18 protein-coding genes are annotated in these 19,280 nt (G+C 43.3%); 7 read left to right on the forward strand and 11 right to left on the reverse strand.

Annotated features, from left to right (window positions below):
• Positions 1-57: 57 nt before the first annotated feature.
• Both JJQ94_RS16335 and JJQ94_RS16340 read right to left on the reverse strand, forming a co-directional pair.
• Complete coding sequence (locus tag JJQ94_RS16335; protein ID WP_236596497.1) at positions 58-1,560, reverse strand: putative bifunctional diguanylate cyclase/phosphodiesterase; 1,503 nt, start codon at positions 1,558-1,560, stop codon at positions 58-60.
• Positions 1,561-1,812: 252 nt separating this feature from the next.
• Positions 1,813-2,055 carry a YdcH family protein gene (locus tag JJQ94_RS16340; protein WP_010373888.1) on the reverse strand — a complete coding sequence of 81 codons (243 nt, stop codon included), beginning with the start codon at positions 2,053-2,055 and terminating at the stop codon, positions 1,813-1,815.
• 386 nt (positions 2,056-2,441) lie between these two features.
• Here JJQ94_RS16340 and purM point away from each other — a divergent pair, with 386 nt between their 5' ends.
• The 3 genes from purM to JJQ94_RS16355 are packed head-to-tail and all read left to right on the forward strand — an operon-like array spanning position 2,442 to position 4,853.
• Positions 2,442-3,494, forward strand: a complete 1,053-nt coding sequence (gene purM, locus JJQ94_RS16345; RefSeq protein WP_099028789.1) for a phosphoribosylformylglycinamidine cyclo-ligase — start codon at positions 2,442-2,444, stop codon at positions 3,492-3,494.
• Complete coding sequence (gene purN / locus JJQ94_RS16350; protein ID WP_099028790.1) at positions 3,494-4,144, forward strand: phosphoribosylglycinamide formyltransferase; 651 nt, start codon at positions 3,494-3,496, stop codon at positions 4,142-4,144. Before purM ends, purN begins: the two co-directional genes overlap by 1 nt.
• A gap of 13 nt (positions 4,145-4,157) precedes the next feature.
• On the forward strand, positions 4,158-4,853 hold the full coding sequence (locus JJQ94_RS16355; RefSeq protein ID WP_099028791.1) for a DUF3108 domain-containing protein: 696 nt from the start codon (positions 4,158-4,160) through the stop codon (positions 4,851-4,853).
• 75 nt (positions 4,854-4,928) lie between these two features.
• On the opposite strand, the gene JJQ94_RS16360 is transcribed toward JJQ94_RS16355, so the two are convergent.
• The 4 genes from JJQ94_RS16360 to JJQ94_RS16375 form a co-directional block, all read right to left on the reverse strand.
• Positions 4,929-5,693: a class II glutamine amidotransferase gene (locus JJQ94_RS16360; RefSeq protein WP_010605063.1), complete on the reverse strand. Its 765-nt coding sequence runs from the start codon at positions 5,691-5,693 to the stop codon at positions 4,929-4,931.
• A gap of 330 nt (positions 5,694-6,023) precedes the next feature.
• The gene (locus JJQ94_RS16365; RefSeq protein WP_099028792.1) at positions 6,024-6,506 is read right to left on the reverse strand and encodes a YbaK/EbsC family protein; all 483 of its coding nucleotides are present in this window, start codon (positions 6,504-6,506) and stop codon (positions 6,024-6,026) included.
• 198 nt (positions 6,507-6,704) lie between these two features.
• Complete coding sequence (locus tag JJQ94_RS16370) at positions 6,705-6,989, reverse strand: hypothetical protein (protein ID WP_010373877.1); 285 nt, start codon at positions 6,987-6,989, stop codon at positions 6,705-6,707.
• A 119-nt stretch (positions 6,990-7,108) separates the two neighbouring features.
• On the reverse strand, positions 7,109-7,996 hold the full coding sequence (locus tag JJQ94_RS16375) for a LysR family transcriptional regulator (RefSeq protein ID WP_099028793.1): 888 nt from the start codon (positions 7,994-7,996) through the stop codon (positions 7,109-7,111).
• A 147-nt stretch (positions 7,997-8,143) separates the two neighbouring features.
• Between JJQ94_RS16375 and JJQ94_RS16380 the strand changes: the two genes are divergently transcribed.
• Complete coding sequence (locus tag JJQ94_RS16380) at positions 8,144-8,860, forward strand: haloacid dehalogenase type II (protein WP_099028917.1); 717 nt, start codon at positions 8,144-8,146, stop codon at positions 8,858-8,860.
• Positions 8,861-9,007: 147 nt separating this feature from the next.
• Complete coding sequence (locus JJQ94_RS16385) at positions 9,008-9,220, forward strand: hypothetical protein (RefSeq protein ID WP_236596498.1); 213 nt, start codon at positions 9,008-9,010, stop codon at positions 9,218-9,220.
• Positions 9,221-9,282: 62 nt separating this feature from the next.
• Here the strand turns inward: JJQ94_RS16385 and exaC are convergent, their stop codons facing one another.
• Positions 9,283-10,803 (reverse strand): acetaldehyde dehydrogenase ExaC, encoded by a 1,521-nt coding sequence (gene exaC, locus JJQ94_RS16390; protein ID WP_099028794.1) that lies wholly within the window; start codon positions 10,801-10,803, stop codon positions 9,283-9,285.
• Positions 10,804-10,961: 158 nt separating this feature from the next.
• Here exaC and JJQ94_RS16395 point away from each other — a divergent pair, with 158 nt between their 5' ends.
• Complete coding sequence (locus tag JJQ94_RS16395; protein ID WP_099028795.1) at positions 10,962-11,873, forward strand: helix-turn-helix transcriptional regulator; 912 nt, start codon at positions 10,962-10,964, stop codon at positions 11,871-11,873.
• On the opposite strand, the gene JJQ94_RS16400 is transcribed toward JJQ94_RS16395, so the two are convergent.
• From JJQ94_RS16400 to JJQ94_RS16410, 3 genes are all read right to left on the reverse strand, one after another.
• Positions 11,809-13,326 (reverse strand): trehalase family glycosidase, encoded by a 1,518-nt coding sequence (locus JJQ94_RS16400; RefSeq protein WP_099028796.1) that lies wholly within the window; start codon positions 13,324-13,326, stop codon positions 11,809-11,811. The two genes, JJQ94_RS16395 and JJQ94_RS16400, sit on opposite strands and share 65 nt — an antisense overlap.
• A gap of 8 nt (positions 13,327-13,334) precedes the next feature.
• Entirely contained in the window at positions 13,335-14,597 is a 1,263-nt protein-coding gene (locus JJQ94_RS16405) for an MFS transporter (protein ID WP_099028797.1), read from the reverse strand.
• Positions 14,598-14,726: 129 nt separating this feature from the next.
• Entirely contained in the window at positions 14,727-15,728 is a 1,002-nt protein-coding gene (locus JJQ94_RS16410) for a LacI family DNA-binding transcriptional regulator (RefSeq protein WP_099028798.1), read from the reverse strand.
• Positions 15,729-15,981: 253 nt separating this feature from the next.
• Between JJQ94_RS16410 and JJQ94_RS16415 the strand changes: the two genes are divergently transcribed.
• Positions 15,982-18,234, forward strand: a complete 2,253-nt coding sequence (locus JJQ94_RS16415) for a TonB-dependent receptor (RefSeq protein WP_099028799.1) — start codon at positions 15,982-15,984, stop codon at positions 18,232-18,234.
• Between the two features lie 123 nt (positions 18,235-18,357).
• Here JJQ94_RS16415 and JJQ94_RS16420 read toward each other — a convergent pair whose 3' ends face one another.
• Positions 18,358-18,762: a PaaI family thioesterase gene (locus tag JJQ94_RS16420; protein ID WP_236596499.1), complete on the reverse strand. Its 405-nt coding sequence runs from the start codon at positions 18,760-18,762 to the stop codon at positions 18,358-18,360.
• Positions 18,763-19,280 lie beyond the last annotated feature (518 nt).

Here is a 19,280-nt window from a genome sequence, read left to right on the forward strand (position 1 = left end):
CAACAATTTATTCGTATGTATGGGCAGCAAGTTTTTTGCGTAAGGAGGTTATTAGCCTTAACCGTCTAACCTTTTCATCGCACCTTTCACCATATTCTGGGAATTAATCCACTTTACGCATTCGCTTAGCGAGAGTGGTTCACATATCTGAAAGCCCTGAATATACGGACAATTCAAGCTATACAAATACTGCAAACAGGCATCGCTTTCAACACCCTCAGCAACAATACTGCAGTTCAATTTACGTGCTAAAAACATACTGGTTTCTACTATGGCTTGATCTTTTTCACTTTCATGACTCAGTCGTACAAACGACCCGTCTATTTTGATCTGTGAAATTGGTAACTCTTTTAGGATAGAAAATGAAGAAAAACCAGTACCAAAATCATCAATACTCACTGCAAATCCCATATCTATCAATGTTTCAATTAGGCCTCTCGCTTTTTCCACTTCTTCCATCACGGTACTTTCTGTAAGCTCAAATACTATATGAGTTGGGTCGACTCGATGAGTATCCAGTAGCATGGCAAGGGTATTAATTAGATTCTGTTCAGCAAAATCTTGGCAGGAAAGATTGATATGCACAACCAACTTGCCATCTATTTCAATCAATATTGCGAGGTCTTGGAATACACGGTTAATCACAAATGCACTCAGTTGCCTGATCAAATTATTACGTTCCGCTAACTCAATAAACTGATCTGGCATTATCATTGTGCCGTCGGACTGAGGCCACCTTAATAGCGCTTCTACTCCATGAATATCACCGCTTTGAGAACACACTATCGGTTGATAATAGAGCGTCAGTTCACCTCGAGCGAGCGCAACTTTGAGGTTAGCCAACAGTTGGAATTCAGCCTCAATTCCCTCATGGAGCTCTTCATCGAAGATGACGATGCTTTGACGGCTATGTTTGGCCGAATACATGGCAATATCGGCTTGCTTCAAAAGGTCAAACACATCAAGTTGGCGCGATTTAGTCCATAAGCTTGCTCCTGCGCTATACGTCACATCCAACTGCAACTCTTCAATTTCTATACCTGACTTTAATTCGCTCAGCAGTGCATTATTTTGAGAGTAAATACAATTTACGTCTGTCACATCCATCAGGATGATAAACTCATCGCCGCCCATGCGATATAACTTGCTACGAGGAAGCAGTGCTGCACGCATTTTGTGGGCAAGTTCCACCAGCAATTTATCACCAAAGAAGTGCCCTTTTGCATCATTGATCTGTTTAAAATTATTCAAATCAACCAAGATAACACTAAAGTCGAGCTGCTGATGTTTACGTTCATTAATGGCATCAATGCAGCGCTGACGATTCTCCAAATCCGTTAAAAAATCATGTTCGGCGTTATATTTGGCCTGCGTTGCAATTTCATTTAATTCTTGCAGGCTAGTTAGACTTAAACAATTCACCACAAAAACAAATATGGAGCCAAGAAACAGGATTAAACTTAAGCCTTGCTCAATAAAACTAGCGCTATTGTGATCGTACAGGAAGTAGGCAAAGCTCAAGTATCCGAGTTCAAACAGAGCCATAAGAATTAACAACACTCGCCACCCGACCGAAGACGTTAATCGACATATTTTAAAGGCCGGAGAAAAAGCTAATCCCATGATAAAGCTGCCAGCTAATACTAATATAAGTGCAATCAAAGGAGTCGTCGTGCATGGAATACAATGGTTAGAGTATAGATTATAAATCTGCCCTTGCTCGGGACAGGCAAAATTATTCAACAATTAGCGGGGAATATAGTAGCGGACTTGGCAGCCCGCTCACATAGACCGGTTGGCCTTGATTAACAGCTAGTCTGCACTTTTTAGAATTCGATAAAGTTGATCTTTTAACCACAGTCTCTTTTTCTTCAGTGATTCAAGATACTCATCACTTGAGTGCTCTACACCGTCTTCGATTCGAATAACTTCATTGTCTACTTCATGGTAATCTTTAAAAAGTTTTGAGAAATGTCCATCAGACAGTTTTAATTCATGAATTCTGTCTTTAAACTCTGGCAGTTCTTTAGCTAGGCTGTGGCGTTCAATATTCATCGTTTTATTCCCATAATTAGCTAGGTAATCTGAGTTTGGGTACAAACCTCAGGTTAAGGCTGAAAATGCATTTGAGTTTAGGGTAGACCCAATCAATGCGCCGTTAGTGACAGTGATTTCGAATACATTTTTTGAAGTTACTGTCTGATTGGGTCTGTTTCCATAGTACGTTGCTACCTTCCTTGAGTATTGATCTAACGCAAATCACATTCAGTTATAAACAATCAAAGTTTTTGTCGTTTCTTTATACTGTTCGAGATACAAAATCGAGGACCTTTGACCACATTCTTAGGGTTTCTCGCAAAGTCGCTAGCCGCCTAGATGCAATTGTTGTAAAATGTCGGCGTTTCTAAGCAAATCTATCTAGCAACTTTTGAGGAAAACCTGTGAGCGAACAAAAACAGTCTCTTAGTTATAAAGACGCTGGCGTTGACATCGATGCGGGCAACGCATTGGTCGAAAGAATTAAAGGCGTAGTGAAAAAAACTCGTCGCCCTGAAGTAATGGGTGGCATTGGTGGTTTTGGTGCACTATGCGAACTCCCAACCGGATATAAAGAGCCTGTTTTGGTTGCTGGCACTGACGGTGTTGGTACTAAGCTACGCTTAGCTATCGATTTGAAAAAGCACGACACAGTAGGTATTGACCTAGTTGCTATGTGTGTTAACGATCTTATTGTCCAAGGCGCTGAACCCCTATTTTTCTTGGACTACTATGCTACAGGCAAGTTAGACGTTGATGTTGCGGCGGACGTAGTATCTGGTATTGGTAAAGGCTGTGAACTATCTGGTTGTGCGCTTATCGGTGGTGAAACGGCTGAAATGCCAGGCATGTACGAAGGCGATGACTACGATATGGCTGGCTTTTGTACTGGTGTGGTAGAAAAGTCTAAAATCATTGATGGCACTAAAGTTGCAGCTGGCGATCAGCTAATTGCACTAGGTTCAAGCGGTCCGCACTCAAACGGCTACTCTCTAATCCGTAAAGTACTAGAAGTATCTGGTGCAGATACTAACGCAGAGTTCGAAGGCAAAACACTCGGCGAGCACCTGCTAGAGCCAACCCGTATCTACGTAAAGCAAATCTTAGCGCTATTAAAAGAAGTTGATGTTCACGCACTTTCTCACATCACTGGCGGTGGATTCTGGGAAAACATTCCTCGCGTGCTACCTGAGTCTGCAAAAGCGGTGATCAAAGGTGATAGCTGGCAATGGCCTGCAATCTTCAACTGGTTACAAGAAAACGGTAACATTGCAACTCACGAGATGTACCGCACATTCAACTGTGGTGTTGGCATGATCTTAGTTGTTCCTGCTGACAAGCTTGAGCAAAGCCTTGACATCCTGAAAGCACAAGGCGAGAACGCTTGGCACATTGGTGAAATTCAAGACGCTCAGGCTGGTGAAGAGCAAGTTGAGATCTTAGATGGTGCCGAGTAATGGCACCCACTCGCCTTGTTGTTCTGATTTCTGGTAGTGGTTCAAATTTGCAAGCAATCATTGATGCTTGCAAAACTGGCTATATTCTAGGTGAAATTGCTGCCGTTATTAGTAATAAAGCGGACGCATACGGCCTAACCAGAGCGCAAGAGGCTGGTATAGCAACATCTGTTTTAGACCATAAGCAATATGCTTCTCGTGAAGAGTATGACGTTGCGCTTGGTCAACTAATTGATAGCTTTACACCAGATTTGGTTGTATTAGCTGGATTTATGCGTATTCTAACTCCAAACTTGGTGCAAAAATTTAGAGGAAAAATGTTGAACATTCATCCTTCTTTGTTGCCTAAGTATCAAGGGCTGAACACCCACCAAAGAGCAATCGATGCAAACGATGCAGAACATGGTGCTAGCGTTCACTTTGTCACAGAGGAGTTAGATGGTGGTCCTGTGGTCTGTCAGGCCAAGGTCGCTGTTCTTCCAGATGATACGGCAGAGTCACTGGCGCAACGTGTGCATAAGCAAGAACACATTCTTTATCCTTTGGTGGTCAAATGGTTCAGCGAACAAAGACTAACAATGGAAGCAGACTATGCTGTTTTTGATAACAAAACCTTACCAGTTCAAGGTGCGCCGTACCCAGAAAAATAAAAAATGGAGCGCTGTGCTAATTGGTATTAGCGCTCTACTTTCCACTTCGACATTCGCAAACTCACTCACTGAATATCACGCCGAATACCAAGTTTCACGCAAAGGTAAGGTTCATGGTAGTGCCACGCGAGACCTCACAAAAATAGCGGACGCAACATATGCTGTTCGTTACAAAAGCGATATCGAATGGATGATTTTTTCAGACGTAAGAACTGAAGAATCATTGTTTAAAGTCGCTGAACATACCGTCAGCCCACTACATTACAGTATGACCCGTGAAGGAACTGGCCCAGATAAAAGCTACAAAATTAAGTTTGATCATCAAAACCAAGCAATTACGTCCAGTGAAGAAAAGTATCCACTGAAAGTGAAGTGGCTTGAGAATCAGCAAGATTTAATTAGTTATCAAGTACAGCTGCGAGAGGATTTAAAGGCGGGAAAGACCAAGTTTAGCTATCCTATCATAGACAAAAAAGGCGACCAGCGAAGCTATGATTTTGAGGTGGCCGGCGAGGAAATGATCACTCTACCTTTTGGCAACGTCAAAACCATCAAAGTTAAACGCATTTATGATGATAGTGATCGTCAGGCCATTGCTTGGTTTGCACCTAGTTATGATTATATGCTGGTGAGAATGTACAAAGGCAAAGATGGTATGGAGCAGTTTCAGATAGAGCTTAAAACCTACCAACCCAAATCAGAGAGTTGATAGCAACATCGTTGATTGATTATATTCACTAACAGGCGGCTCAACTAAGCCGCCTTTGCTTACAAAAACTAAGTACTACACCTTCTCACCTAATTTGAATAAAGCAAACTCGCCGGGCTCAAGCTTCTGCCACTGTTCATCGTTGGTCAGCGGTCGAGTTGCAATAACAGTGACAACATCATCTGGTGTGGTTTCTTTTTGGAAATCTACCACCATATCCGCATCAATTAAGGTAGCCTTACCAAATGGGGCTCTACGGGTTATCCAATGCAGGTTATTGGTACAATACGCCAACACATAAATGCCATCGGTGATCAACATGTTGAATACCCCTTTGTCTCTCAATGTGTGCGCTAGCTTTGCGATATACCTGAAAACTGAGACCATGTTTGACGGACGACTTGGGTATTTTTCTCGTACTTTGTCCAAAATCCAACAAAAGGCAAGTTCACTGTCTGTATTCCCAACAGGTCGATAGAAGTCAGTTTTTAAATCTTTATAGTCCGAAAGCTGACCATTGTGAGCGTAAGTGATCTCCCTACCCCATAATTCCCGAGTGAATGGGTGGGTATTTTCAAGACAAGTTCGCCCCCTATTTCCCTGCCGAATATGACTTATTACGGACACGCTTTTAATCGGATATGCTTTGACCAGTTTAGCAATTTCAGACTGACAACTAGGCTCAGGATCTTTAAATGTTCTACATCCTTTCCCCTCGTAAAAGGTGATACCCCAACCATCTTTATGAGGACCCGTATTGCCACCGCGCTCCAACAAACCAGAAAAGCTAAAACAAATATCCGTCGGTACGTTCGCCGACATCCCCAAAAGCTCACACATAAATCACTTAAACCCTAAATATCATAAAGTTATGATTAAAATAAAAATTACAAATATCAAAAGGTCACACGTTTGGTCACACTTATGACTAGTAGCTCGATTATCGTAGATAGTCATACTACTGAATTATTGGGGGTAAGTTTATCATGCATCTCTGTGTCTTTACTTTTTAAATTCAGCTACGTTGATAGACGTATTAATACGCTATTTTGAATGACTATCGGGCTCTTCTCATCTAGAAAGTACTTTATTGGTTGAAAACCTGAATGACCACACCAAGTTGATTAATAGATGGATCACTTAGACACAAGGTCGATTACGAACTGAGGGTTACTTCGCAATATCTAACCAAGTGCCACCCGTAAGCGTATCTAAATCATGCGCTTTTAATTCAAAAACCGAGTTGGGCGTGCCTGCAGCAGCCCAAATACGATCATATTGCTTTAAATCTTTATCAATTATCGTCAACACGGAGTCAGTGTGCGCCACAGGAGGCACACCGCCAATGGCAAACCCGGTTTTTTCCCGCACAAAGTTTGCGTTCGCTTTTTCAAGCTTTACATTAATTGCGGCTTCCACTTTTTTCACGGACACTTGGTTGCTACCAGAAGCAATTATCAAGACCGCCTTTTCAGTATTGCTATCTTTAAATATCAGAGACTTAGCGATTTGAGACTCAGTGCAACCAATCGCATTTGCAGCATCTTTCGCCGTACGAGTAGAGTCTGCAAGCTCTGTAACGGTGAAGTTATGCCCATGACTGGCTAGGAACTCTTGAACACGTATTGATGAGGATTTTAACGGCTGTGACATTCAATTGCTCTTCCATGCTGTGGTAGTTAAAACCAATCTAACAGCTAGTGAGCAAATTTAAAATATCCAATATGTTTTATATTATTTGTGTTATGAGGTTAACCCTATCGCGGGATAGCATTGAAAAATATCCGAGTATCCCATTAATAGAAACTCGGATTATGGCTGCATTTAAACACTAAAGATATTAAGTAAAGTCTATATTGTTACCACATGCCATTGGTACGCAAGGCTAGCTCCAGCCAATGAGCATGCTAATAAAAAGTTCATTACCTCTTTTGAGCTAAGTGAACGAGACTCCCGAGAAAAATGCTTAGCATGTAATCTCATACCTAGTGGTTGCAATTCCTTTTCATGTTTTGGCAATGCAATTAATCCAGCAAGTAGCATCACTAAACAAAGCATATAACTACCTTGCACGATAAAGAATAGAGTAAGTGAAAATGCGGTGATAGAAAAAATCCAAGAAATGAATTTGAACATAGCAGCTCCGTTTGCTATCAGTGTTACCAGCTTGATTTTACAATCATCACGCTGGCTAGTTTCTAATTTTAATACGGAGTTTAGAGTTATTAGTTTAAAAGCACAAGCAGACTAAAGTATTAGCCCTTATTTTCGAATAATGCCTTCATAAACTCATAGAATGCCTCTGCCTTGCGTGTCTTCAGCGAGTGCTGAGGCCTGACAAACCAAATAGGTGCGTCGTCACTTTCGAGACAACCTGGAATAATAGGCACTAACTCACCTCTTTTTAGGTTATCTCTGATGGCGATGTGAGATTTAACTGCAATACCATGCCCAGCTAAGGCGGCAGAAGTCATGTTGTCTGAGTTTGAAATCGTAAAACGAGTTTTTGCGTTAAAGTGTACAATTCCACCATTTGGTTCTTTTAATTTAAATTCTCTTTGCCAAGGTAAGCATACAAAAAAGTGGTTTTGTAATTCGCTGATATTATCAGGCATGCCATAGCGGTCAATATAGCTCGGCGCTGCACATAATATCCTGTGGTTATCGCATAGCTTTCTCGCCAACAACCCAGAATCAGCCAATTGTCCAACGCGTATCGCTACATCTTGAGCACCTTCAACTATGTTTACAAACTGGTCGTTGATCAGGAAATCGAGTGCTAATTGCGGGTGCGCTTGCTCAAATTGACTTAGGTTTGGCATCACAAATTGTGAAAACACCCAAGGCGGCATAGTGACACGAAGTAACCCGCTCACCGCTGAGCCCCTTGCACCTATTTCGTGCTCAGCATCATAAAGCGCCTCTAATATATGCTCCACCCTCTCTCTAAAAGTACTTCCGGCTGGGGACAATGTTAGCGTACGACTATCTCTAAACAGCAAAGTCGTGCCTAAATGTTGCTCTAACTTATTAAGACGATGACTAACTGTCGCAGGCGAGAGTCTCAATTGCTTCGCAGCATTAACCACTCCTTGATGTTTAATAATAGCTAAGAATGTTTCGAGTTCGGCGATTGAATACATGTCGATTTAATTTTTTCGAATCTTGCTTTCGAATATGCACGCTTTGTTTAAATTTATCAAATAAATATACTGCTTCTCATCGCAACTAAATTGGAATTATCAATGAAACGCACCTTAATTGGTCTATTCGTTATGTTAGGAGGTCTAATGCCGAATATTAGCCAAGCCAACTCAAAGGTTGAGCGCCCGGAAGTTATTTTCTTCGATGTCAATGAAACCTTACTTAATTTAGAGTCAATGAATAAACCAGTTAGCCAAGTTTTGGGTGGCGATGAGTCCCTATTACCTCTTTGGTTTTCCACTATGCTACATCACTCGTTAGTGACTACGGTAAGTGGTGATTATCAAGATTTTGGCAAGATAGGCGTTGCCGCGCTACAGATGGTTGCAAAGAACAAAGGCCTAACGATAACTGACTCACAAGCTAAACAAGCAATCGTGCCCGCCCTGCTCTCTTTGCCCCCGCATAAAGACGTCATTCCGGCGCTAAAACGGCTCAAGCAAGCTGGGTTTAAACTCGTAAGTTTAACCAATTCGTCGAATGCGGGGGTTAAAGCGCAATTTGAAAATGCCGGTCTAATTACCTATTTTGACCAACGCTTGAGTATTGAAGACATCAAAGTGTATAAGCCCGACCTTAGAGCCTATGAATGGGCGTTACAGCAACTAAATATTCGTCCAGACCAAGCGCTAATGGTGGCGGCTCACGGCTGGGATGTTGCCGGCGCTAAAGCCGCGGGCATGCACACTGCATTTATTGCAAGACCACAAAAGCAACTCTATCCACTGGCAGAAGCACCAGATTACGTGCTACCTGACTTAACAAGTTTGGCTGACGAGCTCACCACGTCTGGAAACGAGTAACATTGAAAAATATCAGCTGGCACCTTGATACCAGCTGATAAAAATGCTCGACATGTTTTCTACTCAGCAGTTGCGTTTTTTATTACGCTGATACTGTTGTTTTTTTAAAAGCACATTGAGCTTATTTATAAAGACAATGGTAAAGGCATGTCGGGACTTGAATTAAATCGGCTGTGTGAACCGTCTTACACCACCACAAGAGGAAGTGGCGGTTTGGGACTTGGTGCTTATATTATCTATAACTTGGTGACTCAAGGGCTAGATGGAGATGTACACACCGTCAGCGAGTCCGGCAAAGGACTCGAATATAGGATAGCATTTGCTAGTAAAAAAGCGATGCCATTAAAAGTCGTTTCTTAATCGGACGACTGATTGAGTACTGCCACAATGGTCAGTACTCGTTATTTCTGTAAATGATAAGATTAGAAAAACCCTAAAGGACTGGTGCTATAGCTTACCAAGAGGTTTTTGGTTTGTTGGTAATGATCCAGCGCCTTTTTGTGAGTTTCTCTGCCAATGCCTGATTTTTTATAACCGCCAAATGCCGCGTGCGCAGGATACATATGATAGCAATTGGTCCAAACACGACCCGCTTCGATTTGACGACCAAATTGATATGCGCGATTCATATCTCTAGTCCACACCCCAGCACCTAAACCGAATTCAGAACTATTCGCCAATTCCAAAGCCTCCGCTTCGTCTTTAAAAGTGCATAAAGAGATCACTGGGCCAAAAATTTCCTCTTGGAATACCCGCATTTGGTTATGCCCTTTTAACAGCGTCGGCTGAATATAAAAGCCTTTGTGATAACCCTCGCCAAGCTCTGCTACTTCGCCACCGATTAACACTTCAGCCCCTTCTTTCTTACCAATATCAATATAACTAAGAATTTTATCAAATTGGGCTTGTGAGGCTTGTGCACCAACCATGGTCTCTGTATCAAGCGGATTGCCGCGCTTTATCGCCTTGGTGCGTTCAATGACTTTGGCTATAAAGTCATCGTATATATCTTCTTGTACGAGCAATCGCGATGGACAAGTACATACTTCGCCTTGGTTAAAGTAGGCCAGTACCGCTCCTTCAATACACTTACTTAGGTAATCATCGTCAGCTTGCATAACATCGCTAAAGTAGATATTGGGCGACTTACCACCTAGTTCCACCGTTGAAGGAATGATGTTTTCAGCAGCACATTTTAGAATGTGAGAACCCACAGGGGTCGAGCCTGTAAATGCAATTTTTGCGATACGTGTACTCGTAGCAAGCGCTTCACCTGCCTCTTTCCCGAAACCATTTACAACATTAACCACGCCATTTGGTAATAAATCAGCGATAAGTTCCATCAACAACAAAATAGACGCAGGCGTTTGCTCCGCAGGCTTTAGCACTACGCAGTTTCCAGCAGCGAGAGCGGGTGCAAGTTTCCAAGCGGCCATAAGTAATGGGAAGTTCCATGGGATGATCTGTCCCACAACGCCCAGAGGTTCATGAAAATGATAAGCCACGGTTGACTCATCAATTTCACCAATGGATCCTTCTTGAGCACGAATGCAACCTGCAAAATAGCGGAAATGATCGGCAGCAAGCGGAACATCAGCAGCTAGCGTTTCACGTACTGCTTTACCATTATCCCATGTTTCGGCTACCGCTAGGTATTCAAGGTTTGCTTCTATTCGGTCTGCGATTTTGAGTAATATATTGCTTCGCTCAGTGACCGAAGTTTTACCCCACGCCGCCTTTGCTGCATGGGCGGCGTCAAGTGCCAGCTCGATGTCTGCATTATTTGAACGCGGGATCTGACAAAACACTTCGCCATTAACAGGACTAATATTTTCGAAGTACTGGCCGTCAACAGGTGGCGTCCACTTACCGCCAATAAAGTTTTGATATTGCGACTTAAAGCTGACGACTGCACCTTCAGTGTTTGGATTTGCGTATATCATTTTTACCTCTGCAACTTGTGTTATTTATTTGGGCTTCATTCGTCCCAGTTTTGTTTTTACTAATATTTGACATTAGCCAAATTCACCTTTAAAAACTTAACTTAGGGTCTCGAAATGTATACGCACAGTCCAAAAATAACCGAGAAGGAGTGCATTGTTTGCAGATCTCTAAACATCGCAGCCGTGTCGAACGCTTAGTTGAAAACAAAATAAGTTTTGCCGCCAATCACGTAGAGCTGAGCGTCTATGACACATACGAAAGTACCAATAGAGTCAAACTCGCCTCTAATGAAGTGTTGTTTTGTGCGATGATCACTGGTAAAAAAGTGATGCACGTAGACAGTTGCGACTATCACCAGCCCTTTTTACCTCATCAAAGCTTCGTATTGGCACCAGAACAAACCGTATTTATAGACTTTCCCGACGCCAGCTTATCCGCTCCCACCACCTGTTTAGCAATTGAGATCAGTCGAGAGAAAATTAATACCGTGAGCGAGAAGTTAGCGCTTTCGCTTCCCAGTGATTTTAATTATCAAAAGCAGTTGGTGCACACCGAGCATAACTGGCAAACCCAGCACTGCTTGGGGCGATTGCTCCATCTGTTCAGTGAGAATGAGGCCGAGCGGGGGTACTTTATCGATTTGGCAATGGACGAACTAATTGCAAGATTACTACAGCAACAAAGCCGAGATCTGCTGTTAGGCGCAGTAAAACAAGCACCAGATCATAACGGTTTGTATCAAGCGATGCATTATTTGGAGACTCATTTAGACGAGCCACTAGATGTAGAGAAGCTTTGTAAACTTAGCTGCATGAGTAGAAGTCGCTTTTTCAATCAATTTAAAAAGTCATTTGCGACGACGCCACAACAGTGGCTCCAAGCACGGAGACTAACTGAAGCAAAGGCAAAACTAAAAGCAGGAATTCAGATCACCGCAATTAGTTTTGCACTCGGCTTTAAGCATCCAAGTCAATTCAGCCGCGCGTTTAAACAAGCCTTTAATATCACGCCGAAGGACTATCAACTTCAGGCACTAAAAGCCGATAAAAACGACTGGTTACTCCGTTAGTCCAGCCAAAGCCCTGTTGCACCACGTATTCTCCGCCACTTGCCTGCTTATCCGGTTCAACCACATTATACTTCTCAAGCAAACAGCCTATTTGCTCAAAACCGGTTTCAACAGCATAAAGCCATGCTTGCATAATCTTCTTCGCGAGTTGATTTTGACCATATGCCCTTAAGCCTGACACCGCAAACCACTGCAGTGGTGCCCAGCCATTAGGACTGTCCCACTGCTGTGAAGTAGTGACTAAGGTACTAACCAATCCGCCTTGCTGCAAAAACTCTGCCTCGAGTTTTTTGCCAATATGCTCTGCCTGCTCAGGTGTAACCAGCTCTGCAAACATAGGCACAACGCCAGCTAGAGATTCAATGGAGGTACGCGCATAATCATTAAGGTTCACATCGAAAAACCAGCCTTTTTTATCGCACCAACAATATTTCTGTATCAGTGCACTGCGATTTGACGCTAAATTGGCATAGTACTGAGCTTGCGTTAGCTCGTTTAATTTCTCAAAACAACGTGCGATTTGCGACTCAAGCAATACTAGTAGTGCATTTAAATCCACAGGAATAATGTCTGTTGTACGAATGCTCGCTAAATCGTCAGCGTTTGCTAACCAACGGCTACTAAAGTCCCACCCCGACTCACAAGCCGCACGAATGTGCTGATAAAAGGTTTCGCTGTCTGTAACCGCTGTGGCTAATTCTATATCCTCAATAAAAGACTCTGGGCGCGGCGCTGCAAGCGGATCCCAGTAGCGATTCAGTGTGCCCCCACATGGCATGTAGACGACTCGGTAATGTGCTTTTTGATCCGTGCAACTCAAATTCTGTCCAGTCTGCCAAAACTGATGCTCTTTCAGTAATGCCTGAGTAACTCGCGACAGCCACTGCTTATCGTGGGATTTTTCATGCCACAGTAAATCAACCATTAATGCTGTTACAGGTGGTTGGGAACGGCTTTGGTAATAATCTCGATTACCGTTAGGTACATGTCCAATGCGCTCAATAAGACTCACAAAGTTATCTAACATTCCCTCAACGAGATCGCTTCTGTTCGCATCCAAAAGCCCAAGTGCCGTAAAATAGCTATCCCAGTAATAAATCTCGTTAAAACGTCCACCCGGTACAACATAAGGATGGGGTAAAGGTAACAAGGAGCCTTTTGCAACGGTGCTCGGCTTTCTAGATAAACGCGACCACAGCGCACTGATATACTGCTGCGCACTAGTAAAGTCAGGTAAGGCGTCTAACTCTTTGTTGGCAACAAAGTCAAAATGCGCGTGAACAAATCTAAGTAACGCCTCTCCTGTCGGCTTTTGCATCACATACTGGTTTTCTATCTCTGCGAGCGGAATTTTTGCGATGGCATCTGCAAAAACTTTACTGTCTGAAAACAGGCCAGCGCTTTGCACCGCCTTAAAAATCTCTGTGGAATAAAAGTTTGATTGGTACTGCATGTAAAACCTCAGCTCACCTTTTGTTGACTTGGCGTGTGAGCATGATTTGACTGGCTAGACTCACTCATTGATTTAAAGAAATATAAACACACAGCGATCACCAGCATGGGAATAAGTGCCCCATAAAACGCTTGTTGACCACCAAAATGTTGAAATACCAAACCTGTGATCATTGAGCCCGTGCTACCACCCAGCGCTGAAAATACAACGATTAGCCCTGTCATCGAAGCGTGCTGTGTAGTGGGTAAACTACTTAGCATTACCGAATTAATCACCGGATAAATAGGCGCCATAAAAAGACCGATCAGCGGCATGAGAAAAGCCACAAGGGGTGCATCAAATAACGAAGAAATAAGCGTTTTCTCAATGCCCTCAGTCATCGGTAACGTTAAAATTACTAATCCTGCCATAGCGGCAAGACAAACATTTAACACCACATACCAATGTACTTTGGTGAGCACAACGCCGGCACCTAGCCGACCGAGTGCCAAGCAGGCAGCAAAAACACTGGTAATTTGCACGCTAATGTTTACCGGTAATGACAGGATCTCATTATTAAAAGTAGGCAGCCAAGTGCCTATACTCTGCTCTATCAAGACGTATAAAAATGCGGAAATCACAAATACCAGTACAAGCGGCTTAGCTACAAGCTTTAGCATCGCCATAAATGCAGAGACACTAGATTCGGTAGCTTGCGTTGGCTCTGGCTTTGCAATTGGGGAGATCCAAACAATAAATGCGGTGAAAGCACTCAGCACAGCTAACACGAAATAGACGTTCAACCAGCCAAGAGAATTATCGCCGCCGTCAATAAACGCCGCAAAAATCCAATAACCGCCGAGGACCCCCAACATAAACACGCCCTCAATAAAATTAAGCAGGCTTGAATGTTGATTGCTACCTTCAGTGATTTGGCCAACGAGCGCATAAACCGACACTTTGACCACCGCAAATGCCGCACCCACGCAAGCAAATACTAATTTCAGAATCCAAAACTCAGCGACCATAGGAGTGATACTGCAAATCAATGCTACGCCGGCGAGCACTGCGGTCAGAGCGATTTTAAATCCGACCCTAGGGATAACCGACGCAACTAGAAATGAAACGATAGCGATGGGAAGATCTTTAAATGCCTCTAAGGTGGCGGCCTGCGCTTTTGTAATACCAAAGCTATGGATGGACTGCAAGATGACCGTCCCTACACTATTGAGCAAAATAGCAAATAGGAAGTAACTAACGGCCATGGCAAGTATGATACGTGCTCGATTCATTGTTATTCTCGTTAAAACACTGTGATTCCTTTTTAGTCTAGACAGACTTTTTTACTTTTGCAATCGTTTGCATTTCAAATCGCATCAAAACAATTTAAGCTAATGATTGTTATCGCATATTGTGCTGCTTTAACTAGACTGTCTGATCACCAGTGAGGACGGCACCTCTTGAGAAGCACATGTCTCACCACTTAGCTGAGAGAGCAGCTTTTCCACCAATAACTGTGCTGCCGCATTGGTGTCTTGTTTAATCGTAGATAGCGCAGGGAAGCTGATCTGTGCCATGGCGATATCGTCAAATCCGACTATTCGTACGTCATTCGGCACGCTAACGTAACGCTCTTTTAGCGCTTTTAGTGCCCCAAGCGCAACCATATCGCTACACGCGAAGATCCCATCAAAGGTTAATCCTTGTGCTCGCAACAAAGCGTTTATACTCGCGTAAGCAGCCTCTGAAGTAATATCGATTTTAACCATTTGCGCTTCTACCTTGGCTTCTTTCACCGCATGGCAAAATCCGCGATAGCGCTCACCAAGTTCGGCATGACCCGGATCGCCCATAAACAGAAGTTTAGACGCTCCCTTAGCAATTAAGTGTTCCGTTGCGCTAAGGCCACCAATAAAATTGTCACTACCAACGATAGGATAATTTGCAGAAGTTTTAGGGTCGCCCCATACCACGATCGGCGTGCCAGCTCTTGCAGCGCGCTCAATTCGTGCTTGCTCCTTGCCTTGCCCGACGACGATGACTCCATCGGCTCGACGGCCAGAAATAAAATAACCATGCCAGTCTTCCCCCGCCATATAAGAGTTGGAGAGCAATAACTCGTACCCTTTTCGGTTCACTGCACGATTAATATCGCTCACTACTTTAAGTAAAAATGGGTCGTCGACGGATTGTTTGGTTTCGGCTTCGAGATTGATAATAACGGCAATGACTTTGGTTTTTTGCATCCGTAAGCGACTAGCCGCCGCGTTAATACTAAAGTGATGCTCTTTTGCAAGCGCCTGAATGCGTTCTCGAGTTTCCTTTTTTATCAGTGGGTTATCATTGAGTGCACGGGAAGCTGTGGAGGTAGAGACTCCTGCTAGCCTTGCTAGATCCGATAGCTTTAATTGTGTTGTTCCCATCGCAAACCCCTTCTTAGCACACGTTATTACATCGCTATTCTTACAATTTTTTGATACTTAAACCATAACTAATTGAATCTCCTACCCTAACCAAGCAGAAAAGATAACCAATCACTGTAAATTTGTAACGCCTTCCTTCATTTTATGACAAATTTTTAAACAACATCATTGCAAACGTTTGCATTAAGATCTATTTTAAAAAATAGACAGTCGTTAAATACCAGTCTATGACAACAACAAGAGGGCTTTAGCCGTGATAAAAACTAACTCCTTAAGCTTGATCGCTGCTGCTATAACGCTTGCGTTAAGCGCATCAGCTCAGGCTGAACAACAACCGAACAATAACAAAGAAAAAGTAGAAACCATCATTGTCTCAGGTACACCTGGTGGCGCAGGGATCAGAAAAATTGATGCAAGCTTTGCTGTGACTAATATCGATGCTGTGCAAATTGATAAGCTCGCCCCCAAAAGTACCGCTGACTTGCTTAAAGCGGTGCCTGGGATCTGGGTTGAAAGTTCAGGAGGAGAATCCGGTGCCAACGTTTTTGTTCGCGGCTTTCCAGGCGGTGGTGATGCACCATTCTTAACGGTTAGTTTGCAAGGTAGTCCTATTTATCCCGCGCCAACGCTCTCATTTTTAGAAAACACCTCGATTTTCAGGCTTGATGAAACCATCAGTATGATGGAGGGCCTGCGTGGTGGACCAAACCCTGTGGTGTCTAATGGTCAGCCGGGCTTAACAACTAACTTTCAACTTAAACGTGGCCAAGCTGACACCGAAGGTACGTTTAAATACACCACCACAGACTATGGTCTAAAACGCATTGACGGCGTGTTAAGTGGTGAGTTCTCCAATGATCTTTACTACATGGTTGGCGGTTATATCAAACGCTCTTCTGGGATCCGTGATGCGGGCTTTACCTCAGAAAAAGGCCATCAATTTACCATAAACCTAACCAAAGAGTTTGCTGACGGTGAGTTTAACCTTTATACCCGTCAAACTGATGACAGAGGTGCATGGTACCTGCCAACCCCACTTAATGTGGAGGGTGTGGATGCGGGCTTTACTCAGCTGGGAACGAATAATCGCAAAGCTATTATTTATGTCGGTGATGAAAATGCACCGATGAGCGTCGATATGGGTGATGGTCGCGGCTGGAAAGGCCATGTTTCTGGAGGTAGCTTAAAAGTAGAATTCAAAAACGGCTGGCAGTTAAATGACCGCTTTAGCTTAACGCAAGGCGATGCAAATACACTAGGCCTTGTGCCTGCTGGCAGTGCGATGCGTTTAAGTGAAGTGGCGGACAATGGTGAAACCGCAACAGGTAGCGTCACGGGCGATGAATACGCGGGCGATACCATGGTACAACAATATGGTCGCTGGGTTGTATTAAAAGATATCGAAGCTTTCACCAATGACTTAGCCTTAAGCAAAACCTTTGGTGATTGGTCAAGTGCCTTTGGTATTTATACAGCAACCACTTCTGCAAAAGACTGGTGGAGCTTAGGTAATACCGCCTACCACGTGTTGGAGCAAGGTGGTGAAGCATTGAGTGGTATCGCGTGCAATAGCGATGTTGCAGGTTGTGCCTTCAACTACGACATTAACAGTTCTGGTGATGCGACAACGTGGGCTATCTACACTACACAAAGTTACCAAGCAACGGCAGCCCTTAAGTTAGATTTAGGCTTACGTAGCGAGCAACACGAGGTTGAGTATTCGGTCGACGAAGGTTTAGATGGGGCGATCACCAAAGCGGTTGACTATGATGAACGTAAGACTTCATGGACCTTAGGTGCTGACTATAGTTTGAGCTTAGATTCAGGTGTTTTTGTGCGTATGAACAAAGGCTACAAAATGCCTTATTTCGACGACTTTAGAGATAACTATAGCACCTATGAATCGGGCGAGTCGCTGATTAAAGAAGTCACACAAGCAGAGCTTGGCTATAAATATATGGGTGAAACCGGCGATCTGTTTGTTACTTTATTTACCAACGAAGTAAAAGGCGACACGTTTGTAAGACGCCCAGGTGTACCTGCGGAAATTCTAACCAACGAAGCAACTGGTGTAGAACTTGATTACAGTTACAACCATGAGTCGGGCCTATCGGTAAACTTGAATGCCACATGGCAAGACACAGAAATTACTGAAAGCCCGACAAATGAAGGGAATAAAGCACAGCGCCAACCTGACTGGATGCTGCGTATTACACCGAGCTATGACTTTGAAATGTCGGGCATGTACGCCACCTTGTATGGCACACTCTCAGCTGTAGATGACCGTTTTGGCGATAATGAAAATAGCGTCGTGTTAGAGGGCTATGAAAAGCTTGATGTTGGCCTTATTGTAGAGCCGACAGAGGGCGTAAAATTACAACTGGCGGTAGATAACCTTACTGACAAGCAAGGGATCACCGAGGGGGATCCACGTAACCCAGATTCACCTAACGGCCGCTATATCATGCCAAGGAGTGTGAAGTTTAGCGTTGCGTATACGTTCTAGTTGCTGTAACTAAGCGTTTAACATAGCGCTGCCTGCTTATATCAAATGCCTGAGGCAGGTAGCGCTAAAAAGACCTAACACGTTTATTGTGTGCAAATGCACTTCAGAATGTCGTCTTCTACCCTAAACCTTAGTTATTGTGCCAAGAGAAACCGCCACTAACTTTTCTTCATCACCGCTTGTCGCATATACCTTACATTCGCATGTCGCCTGACGTTTACCCGAATACAACACGGTTGACTTCGCGGTTAGCTTATCACCAATAGCGGGTCTAACATAGTTCATTTTATATTCTGAGGTAACACAGCTACCAAGCACGGATGCACCAGCAAAAGTAATACAATTATCAGCTAGATAGCTAACCACGCCGCCATGTGCAAAACCATAGTTTTGTTTAAGATCATCTCGAATAGCGAGGCTTAACTCAGCAGCGCCAACTTCAAACACCTCCAACTCAGCGCCTAACAACAAACTAAAAGACTGCTGTGCTAGGATCTCCTTTCCTTCTTCTAACATAGTATTGCTCAACTTCTTCTCCTAAGTAATATTTTGTTCAAATCGACTCTGCGTCGCGAATGGTCTTCACGTTTATAGGTAAAGAACATGATTCACTAAAACCACGATATGATTAGTTAAACACGACTAAAACAAAATTACAGCTTAAGACGGCAGACATTGCTACTAGGTTATACTTTCTAAATTGGATATAGGTCTTAACTTTATTGTCGGATACCGTCGAGAAAAAACCAGTTTTAAGCGACTCACTCACGGTAGCATTTAACAGTGACCATTGCGATGTGCCAAGGGTGTGCTTTGTTAGTTTATGCCATTATTCTGGATACAATCTTGCCAAGTATTTACACAAATTCTTATGCATTTTAATTTGTATGAACAGCAGTATGGTAATCAAGGTTATGGGGATAAGTTCTTCCATGTGCTAAAGACCTTTTATAAGTGCAAAAAACAGCTCCATCTAAATATACGATTCAAAACTGGAATCGAGATATTGCCTATCACTAGATTCCCATAGGTTAACCACAATGTAA

The sequence above is a fragment of the Pseudoalteromonas sp. GCY genome (assembly GCF_016695175.1).
In the GTDB taxonomy this organism is placed as follows: Bacteria; Pseudomonadota; Gammaproteobacteria; order Enterobacterales; family Alteromonadaceae; genus Pseudoalteromonas.

Excerpts from the sequence above, each read along its gene's own strand:
- JJQ94_RS16340 (WP_010373888.1), bottom strand. The coding sequence starts at position 2,055 with ATGAATATTGAACGCCACAGCCTAGCTAAAGAACTGCCAGAGTTTAAA.
- purN (WP_099028790.1), top strand. The coding sequence starts at position 3,494 with ATGGCACCCACTCGCCTTGTTGTTCTGATTTCTGGTAGTGGTTCAAAT.
- JJQ94_RS16360 (WP_010605063.1), bottom strand. The coding sequence starts at position 5,693 with ATGTGTGAGCTTTTGGGGATGTCGGCGAACGTACCGACGGATATTTGT.
- JJQ94_RS16365 (WP_099028792.1), bottom strand. The coding sequence starts at position 6,506 with ATGTCACAGCCGTTAAAATCCTCATCAATACGTGTTCAAGAGTTCCTA.
- JJQ94_RS16370 (WP_010373877.1), bottom strand. The coding sequence starts at position 6,989 with ATGTTCAAATTCATTTCTTGGATTTTTTCTATCACCGCATTTTCACTT.
- JJQ94_RS16375 (WP_099028793.1), bottom strand. The coding sequence starts at position 7,996 with ATGTATTCAATCGCCGAACTCGAAACATTCTTAGCTATTATTAAACAT.
- JJQ94_RS16380 (WP_099028917.1), top strand. The coding sequence starts at position 8,144 with ATGCCGAATATTAGCCAAGCCAACTCAAAGGTTGAGCGCCCGGAAGTT.
- JJQ94_RS16385 (WP_236596498.1), top strand. The coding sequence starts at position 9,008 with ATGTCGGGACTTGAATTAAATCGGCTGTGTGAACCGTCTTACACCACC.
- exaC (WP_099028794.1), bottom strand. The coding sequence starts at position 10,803 with ATGATATACGCAAATCCAAACACTGAAGGTGCAGTCGTCAGCTTTAAG.
- JJQ94_RS16400 (WP_099028796.1), bottom strand. The coding sequence starts at position 13,326 with ATGCAGTACCAATCAAACTTTTATTCCACAGAGATTTTTAAGGCGGTG.
- JJQ94_RS16405 (WP_099028797.1), bottom strand. The coding sequence starts at position 14,597 with ATGAATCGAGCACGTATCATACTTGCCATGGCCGTTAGTTACTTCCTA.
- JJQ94_RS16410 (WP_099028798.1), bottom strand. The coding sequence starts at position 15,728 with ATGGGAACAACACAATTAAAGCTATCGGATCTAGCAAGGCTAGCAGGA.